7 protein-coding genes are annotated in these 7034 nt (G+C 37.4%); 5 read left to right on the forward strand and 2 right to left on the reverse strand.

Going from position 1 to position 7034, the window contains the following annotated elements; all coding sequences use genetic code 11:
* Positions 1-13: 13 nt before the first annotated feature.
* The 4 genes from ACH2CJ_RS12350 to ACH2CJ_RS12365 all read left to right on the forward strand — a co-directional run bounded on the left by ACH2CJ_RS12350 (position 14) and on the right by ACH2CJ_RS12365 (position 4942).
* The gene (locus ACH2CJ_RS12350; RefSeq protein ID WP_394993114.1) at positions 14-1195 is read left to right on the forward strand and encodes an alpha/beta hydrolase family protein; all 1182 of its coding nucleotides are present in this window, start codon (positions 14-16) and stop codon (positions 1193-1195) included.
* Between the two features lie 29 nt (positions 1196-1224).
* Entirely contained in the window at positions 1225-3378 is a 2154-nt protein-coding gene (locus ACH2CJ_RS12355) for a TIM-barrel domain-containing protein (RefSeq protein ID WP_394993115.1), read from the forward strand.
* A 15-nt stretch (positions 3379-3393) separates the two neighbouring features.
* Positions 3394-4197, forward strand: a complete 804-nt coding sequence (locus ACH2CJ_RS12360) for a 2-oxo acid dehydrogenase subunit E2 (protein WP_394993116.1) — start codon at positions 3394-3396, stop codon at positions 4195-4197.
* A gap of 250 nt (positions 4198-4447) precedes the next feature.
* Positions 4448-4942, forward strand: a complete 495-nt coding sequence (locus tag ACH2CJ_RS12365) for a hypothetical protein (protein ID WP_394993117.1) — start codon at positions 4448-4450, stop codon at positions 4940-4942.
* Between the two features lie 103 nt (positions 4943-5045).
* On the opposite strand, the gene ACH2CJ_RS12370 is transcribed toward ACH2CJ_RS12365, so the two are convergent.
* Both ACH2CJ_RS12370 and ACH2CJ_RS12375 read right to left on the reverse strand, forming a co-directional pair.
* Positions 5046-5453, reverse strand: coding sequence for a type II toxin-antitoxin system VapC family toxin (locus tag ACH2CJ_RS12370; RefSeq protein WP_394993118.1), 408 nt, complete (start codon positions 5451-5453; stop codon positions 5046-5048).
* On the reverse strand, positions 5454-5612 hold the full coding sequence (locus tag ACH2CJ_RS12375) for a hypothetical protein (protein WP_394993119.1): 159 nt from the start codon (positions 5610-5612) through the stop codon (positions 5454-5456).
* Between the two features lie 230 nt (positions 5613-5842).
* Between ACH2CJ_RS12375 and ACH2CJ_RS12380 the strand changes: the two genes are divergently transcribed.
* Positions 5843-6865 carry a LacI family DNA-binding transcriptional regulator gene (locus ACH2CJ_RS12380; RefSeq protein ID WP_394993120.1) on the forward strand — a complete coding sequence of 341 codons (1023 nt, stop codon included), beginning with the start codon at positions 5843-5845 and terminating at the stop codon, positions 6863-6865.
* Positions 6866-7034 lie beyond the last annotated feature (169 nt).

Consider the following 7034-nt stretch of genomic DNA (forward strand, 5'->3'; position numbering starts at 1 on the left):
CAACCTCAAAACTATGAAACTTTCTTCTTTATCATTCGCTTTTTTGCTCATTGCTCAATTTACCTACGGACAATATAATCCCGAAAAACCAGACCTTTGCCAAGGTAAATTTTATACCGAAGAAGATGCAAAAAATCTCCATGCTGATTTTGCCAAACGATATTCTGACAAAAAAAGCTGGGAAAAACATGTCAAAGAAATTCGTCAAGGAATATTGGATGGTGCTGAATTGAGTAATTTTACCTTCAAAAAGCCTACAAATATTGTCATTCATAGCAAAAAAGACTTAAACGGCTATTCCGTTGAAAATGTATCTTTTCAGAGCATTGAAGGTATTTATGTAACAGGAAACCTCTATCGACCAATCGAAATAAGCGGTTTGCCGCCCAAAGGAAAATCGGCAGGTATTCTTTGTCCACACGGACATGGAACCGACCCACGATTTGCAGCATATACTCAACAACGTTGTGCAACACTTGCCCGCATGGGAGCGGTTGTTTTTGCTTATGACATGATTGGTGTGGGCGACTCCAAACAAAGCGACCACAAGATTGATAAGGCTTTAAAACTCCAAATTATCAATGGAAAAGCAGCACTTGATTTCTTGCTTGATTTGCCCAATATTGACAAAAACCGCATCGGTATGACTGGCGAATCGGGTGGAGGTACGCAAACTTTTGTTCTATCTGCTATCGACGACCGTATCAAGGTTTCAGTACCTGTCGTGATGATTTCAGGGTATTTTTTTGGTGGCTGTACTTGCGAAAGTGGAATGGCGATTCATAAACGCCCAACTCACCAAACAACCAATGTTGAAATTGCCGCAACCTTTGCCCCAAAACCAATGATATTAATCTCAGACGGCGGCGATTGGACGGTAAATACGCCAACGATGGAATATCCGTACATCAAAAATGTTTATTCTTTTTATGGGGCAGAGAATATGGTCGAAAATGTGCATCTCGCCAATGAAAAGCATGATTATGGCATTTCAAAGCGTTTGGCTGCTTATCCATTTTTAGCGAAACATTTAAAATTAGACCTTCAAAAAGTAATAGTTGATGGCAAAATAGACGAAAGTGCCAACAAAATACTTTCTCACGCAGAACTCCAAGTTTTTGACGAAAAACACCCTCGTCCAGCCAATGCCGTGCAAGGAAATGAGGCGGTAATGGCACTTTTAGTAAAAAAATAAGTCAATTCTTTTCTTGAAATTCGTAGATAATGAAAAATATAAATTGCTTGAAAACTGGCGTTTTTGCTATCGCCATTTTTCTGGTTTTCAATACTCACGCCCAAGTTCTTAAATGGACAGTAGTGGCTAATGGCGTATGGAAAGTTTCAGTAGGAAAACCCGAAACTTACGATTTGCTTAAAGCTGCCGATGTGAAACCCAATTTGGTGGCTCTTACTAAAATGGACAAAGCAGTTTTTCCATTGCCTAAAAATGATATTTTTGTCAGATTTCAAGATGGGAAAACATATTTACGCTTCCCATTGGAGCGAAAAGAACAGATTTATGGCTTCGGTTTAAACTTTCAAACAGTGCATCAACGAGGGCGAATTTTACGCCTTCATGCCGATCATTATGGCAATACCGATAATGGTCGCACACACGCACCCGTGCCATTCTATGTATCATCAAATGGCTATGGCGTTTTCATTAATTCAGCTCGTTATTTAGATGTGTATGTTGGTTCGGCGGTGAGGAAGGATAGCAAAAATCCGCCCGAACTGCAAGACCGCAATACTGATAAAAATTGGTCGGCAAAACCTTATTCTGATGCTGTCGAAATCTTAGTTCCTGCACAAGGCGTTGAATTTTATGTGTTTGCAGGGCCAAAACCCCTTGATGCCGTTCGCCGTTTCAATCTTTTTAATGGCGGTGGTTGTTTACCGCCTCGTTGGGGACTTGGTTTTACGCAGCGAGTAAATCGGCTTTATACTGATGAAGATGTAAAAAAAGAAGCACAAGAATTTGAAGCCAAAGAATATCCACTTGATTTTATCGGACTTGAGCCAGGTTGGCAAAGTAAATCATATCCATGTACATTTGAATGGGACAAAACTCGTTTTCCTGACCCTGCCAAATTTGTGAAAGAAATGAGCGATATGGGCGTAAAAATAAACCTTTGGACCAACCCTTATGTTTCTCCGCAAGCCTCCATTTATGCAAAAATTGCTCCTTTTACTGCTTCCCACACTATTTGGGTAGGTGCAATTCCTGACTTGAGTATGCCACAAGCACGAAATATACTTTTCTCGAAATTTGAAAAAGACCATATCAATATTGGCGTAAGTGGCTATAAAATTGATGAAGTTGATGGCTACGACTCTTATTTATTTCCTGATGTAACCACTTTTCCTTCGGGGCATAGTGCCGAGCAAATGCGACAAACGTATGGTTTGCTTGTGCAGAAATACAGCACTGAGGTTTTCCATAAAAAAAATAGCCGTACGTATGGTTTGGTGCGAGCTTCCAATGGCGGCGGCGTTTCGTTTCCTTATGTAATTTATAACGATAATTATAGTCACCAAGATTTTATTACAGGCTTAATCAACAGTGGGTTTTCTGGCGTACTTTGGACACCAGAAGTGAGAGCTTCAAAAACAAGTGAAGAATGGCTCAGACGTATGCAAACGGTCTGTTTTTCGCCAATGGCAATGATAAATGCTTGGGCGAGTAGCACCAAACCGTGGTCGTTTCCCGACGTGGCTAATGACGTAAAGGCACTTGCTCAACTCAGAATGCAAATGATGCCTTATTGGTACACCGAATTTGCCAAATATCACTTTGAAGGTACGCCACCCTTTCGAGCAATTAACTTAGAAGATGGATTTTTTCAAGAAAACAAAAAAGAAAAAGGCAATACAAGTTTAGAAGAAAATCCTTACGAAGAAGCGATTGCCAAAGAAATAAAAGATGAATACATGGCGGGAGAATATTTGTTGGTTGCTCCTTTTTTTACTGGACAAACCACCCGAAAAGTGATTTTACCCAAAGGTAAATGGTTTGATTTTTATACGGGCGATTATGCTGGAGATGGTGAAGTGATAACAATTAATTCCAACTTAGGGAAAATCCCTGTTTTTGTGAAAGATGGCGGCATTATTCCGATGATGCAGCCGATGCTTCATGCTCCAAAAGCTAATCAAAAAGTTGATTTAGAGATTCGCCATTATGGACAAAAAAACAGTATTTCTCACTTATATGACGACGACGGAGAAACTTTTGACTACGAACAGGGGATTTATTCTTGGCGAGAAATCAAGGTAGAACGACAAAATGATGGACAATTGAAAGGTACTATTTCAGCTCCCGAAAACAATAAACCTAATACAATTGGCAATGTTTCTTGGAAATTTATGACGAAATAGAAGCTAAAAGAGCGAATGAAAGCAAACAACCCACTGAATACATCTTGGCGAAAAACAGCCTCCACGATTTATAAAAAGCCAGTCGATTCTAAAATTTTTGGTTCGGTTGAAATTGATATTACAGATTTAGAAAAATACATCAACGAAAAGAGAAAAGCAGGTGTGAAAATTACACTTACGCACTTCTTTTTGTTGGCAACCGCTCGGGCAATCAAAGAGCAAGTTCCTGAACTCAATACGTATGTGAAACGTGGAAATATTTACTCTTATGAACAGATTGATGCGACTGTAAGTGTACTACTACAAAATGGAGAAATGGGTTCGGTAAAAATGCAAAATGTCGATAAATTGACTTTGGAAGAATCGGCGATACAATTGAAAGAAGAAATCAAAAAATCGTATCAAGGCGATGAAAATGCCACGATGCAGATGAAAGAAAAATTGGCAAGTATTCCGTGGCCTTTGCGTGGTTGGGTATATCACTTGATTAAATACCTCACAACCAATATGGGCATTTCGATTCCACCTTTGGGACTTTCTGCCAATAATTTTGGATCGTTTATATTGTCTAATATTGGTAGCATTGGTTTGGATATTGGTTATCCAGCTTTGATGCCTTCGGCAAATATTTCGTTCGTACTGATTTTAGGGGGAATTAACAAAAAACCGTGGGTTGTCAATAACGAAATCGTTCCTCGCACCATTCTAACACTCGGTGCTGCCCTCGACCACCGAGTAATTGATGCCTCGCACGGCGGAAAATTGTTTAGATATTTAAAGAAAATGGTGAATAATCCTGCTTTGTTGGAGAAGGTTTAGTTTGAGTATTTTCTATCTACCACTTGATTTTTGTATCTTAATTTATGGAATTATTAATTAATGAAAAGTCTGACAAGTTAGAGAACCACAAATAACCAATATTTTATAGTTTGTTGGTTGTCGTATTTTTATAAGTTGAAACGAGGATAAAAAAATCAATATTCCTTTTATTTATATTTGGCTTGTCAACAACGTACGTGCAAAATATCAAACTTGTAAAATTCAAAATTATACTGATAAACTTCACATTATGAGAAAAGTAATTCTTTATTCGCTATTTATGGTAATATTTTTTGGTTGTTCTTCTACAAGTAGAAATGAAACAGCATCAAATATTGAATCTGTTAAAGAACCCGAAGTGAAAACAATAGTAAAAGAATCATTTAAAATTCTTCGACAAGAGCAGCCAGGTAATTTTCAAAATTTTCATTTACTGATTGAGCAAACAGCTACCAAACCAGAAGATTTGATTACCACGATTAATCTTTTTAAGGCACAACATTGTGGAACTACACCTTGTAACGGAATAACATTGTGGGACAACGAAGAAGCATTTAAACTATATGAATCCAAACAAGATGATGCAAAGTGGCGAAAAAAGAACTGGTCATTCGTTTGCGAACATCAAATAGCCTACTACAATGCTACTGTAAGCGAGTTAGATATTTATCCTTTTATGGACTCTGAGTATCGTCGATGGGGTGGTAAGAAAAAGAGACCTGAGAAAAAATCATATGACATTTAAACACTCAGTTAAGATGAATTTTAATTCAGTCTTAGTGCCGCAGTGGAACTGCCAGCCGTTGTTATAACGGCATCTGCGAAAAGGCATTGAATGAAACAAAACGTTAATCGTTAGCAATCACCTTTATCATTTTGTAGAGTGGGAATTTTTGGTCGGCAGAAACAACTGGTATTCCTGTACTTGCAGATTGAGCAATAATCATCCTATCAAAAATATCGCTATGGTTTTCAACAGGCTGAATTTCGTAGAATCTCTGACAATGCTGTGTAGTAATATTAAGAACTTGAACTCTCAATTCAATTAGAGCCTCATCCCAAAAGCTTGCCAATGGTTTATTGATTTTTAGTGCTTTGGGTTTTGTTTCAAACAAAGAAGCGGTTTCCCAGATTGAAACAGCACTTATAAACAAATTGTTGTTTGGGTTTTCAAGCAATTTATAAGTTTTCCTGCCTATTTTATCAGGTTCGGTAGTATACCAAATAAAAATATGAGTATCTAAAAGTAAATTCATTTATTTCAAATCTTCTTCAAAAAGTTCATCAGTAATTGTAACATAATGTTTAGCAAATCCTGCATTCCTTTTTGGCAACCCATCAACTTTATTTTTTTTATTCTTGACTGGCACCTTTTGCTTAGGTAGCTCATTCATTTGTTTAAATAGTAATTCCATATTTTCATTGTTTTATATGCAAAGTAAACAAATTTTCTTGAAAATTGTTCCATAATCAAATGATTAAGAAATAGGTTGTTAATCAACGACATCTGCGAAAATGCGTTCAGCGAACAGCCTAAACTTAGCCAAACAAGCCTTTCACAGAAAAATTTTAATGTTGATTCCTCTTGAAATTCCCTCACGATTCTTGTTATTTTGTGTAGATTTACTGAAAAACAAGTATCGCCTTGAACACCAATCCCAATATAACGATTAAAGACATTGCTCGAAAGTTCAAATGTTCTCCTTCTACCGTGTCGAGGGCTTTAAACGACCACCCTACAATTAATATCGAAACCCGAAAAACGATTCACGAATATGCTCAAAAAATGGGTTATCAACGTAATTCGGTTTCGTTGAGTTTGCTTCATAAAAGTACAAAAACCATTGGAATCATCCTGCCAAATATTAGTCAATTCCACGAGTCTTCAATGGTTGAAGGCTTGCAGTCGGTTTTGCAGCCATTGGGTTATTTATTGAATATTTGCGTAACAAATGAGCATTTTTTGATCGAAAAAGAATATACCGAAAGACTTTTAGCCAATCGGGTGGACGGAATTTTTATATCAATTTCGCAAGAAACGTATAATGAAGGACGTTACGAACACCTCCAAATGGCATTTCACCGAAATATCCCTTTAATATTTATTGACCGAAAATATGATGAAATCGAAGCGGACGGCGTTACAATTGATGATTATCATGGAGCATTCATGGCAACCGAACACCTTATTGAAGTGGGCTGCCAAAGAATTGCTCATTTGCGTGGACCAAAAGGACTTGCAGTTGCCGAGCACCGCTTCAATGGTTATAAAGATTGCTTACTAAAACATAATTTACCGATTGATGAGACACTAATACGGTTCTCAGACTTCAATATAGAAAGTGCCATAGCACCTACAAAATACTTTTTAGACTTGCCAAATCCACTTGATGGTATTTTTGGGGTGAACGACCAAGTATGTTTTGGAGCATTAAAAGTTATTCGAGAAAAAGATATAAAAGTTCCCGAGCAAATCGCAATTATTGGTTTCGACAATTCTCCTATTTCGCAATATTTTCATCCTTCACTTAGCACGGTTGGTCGCCAAAGCCAGCCCATTGGAGAAGAAGCTGCTAAGTTATTTTTGCAGCAAATTACGCACCCTTCTGCTACGAGCAATATCGTTCTTTCGCCCGAACTCATCATTAGGCAATCGTCTAAACGATAAATACTTTTTTCAATATTTCTCATCCGTGAGACCACAGGAAGGTTTCTACCGAAGAATACTCTTAAATTTGTTTTCAGGGTTTGTTCATAAAAAAAAGATAGGGATTCAAAAAGCTGATATATTTGTTTTAGGAACTAAACATCAATTTATGAATCCCCCCAAAACAAAC

The sequence above is a fragment of the Emticicia sp. genome, from assembly GCF_043780375.1.
In the GTDB taxonomy this organism is placed as follows: domain Bacteria; phylum Bacteroidota; class Bacteroidia; order Cytophagales; family Spirosomataceae; genus Emticicia.

Bases quoted from the DNA above. Each gene is read 5' to 3' on its own strand.
- ACH2CJ_RS12350 (WP_394993114.1), top strand. From the start codon at position 14: ATGAAACTTTCTTCTTTATCATTCGCTTTTTTGCTCATTGCTCAATTT.
- ACH2CJ_RS12355 (WP_394993115.1), top strand. From the start codon at position 1,225: ATGAAAAATATAAATTGCTTGAAAACTGGCGTTTTTGCTATCGCCATT.
- ACH2CJ_RS12360 (WP_394993116.1), top strand. From the start codon at position 3,394: ATGAAAGCAAACAACCCACTGAATACATCTTGGCGAAAAACAGCCTCC.
- ACH2CJ_RS12365 (WP_394993117.1), top strand. From the start codon at position 4,448: ATGAGAAAAGTAATTCTTTATTCGCTATTTATGGTAATATTTTTTGGT.
- ACH2CJ_RS12370 (WP_394993118.1), bottom strand. From the start codon at position 5,453: ATGAATTTACTTTTAGATACTCATATTTTTATTTGGTATACTACCGAA.
- ACH2CJ_RS12375 (WP_394993119.1), bottom strand. From the start codon at position 5,612: ATGGAATTACTATTTAAACAAATGAATGAGCTACCTAAGCAAAAGGTG.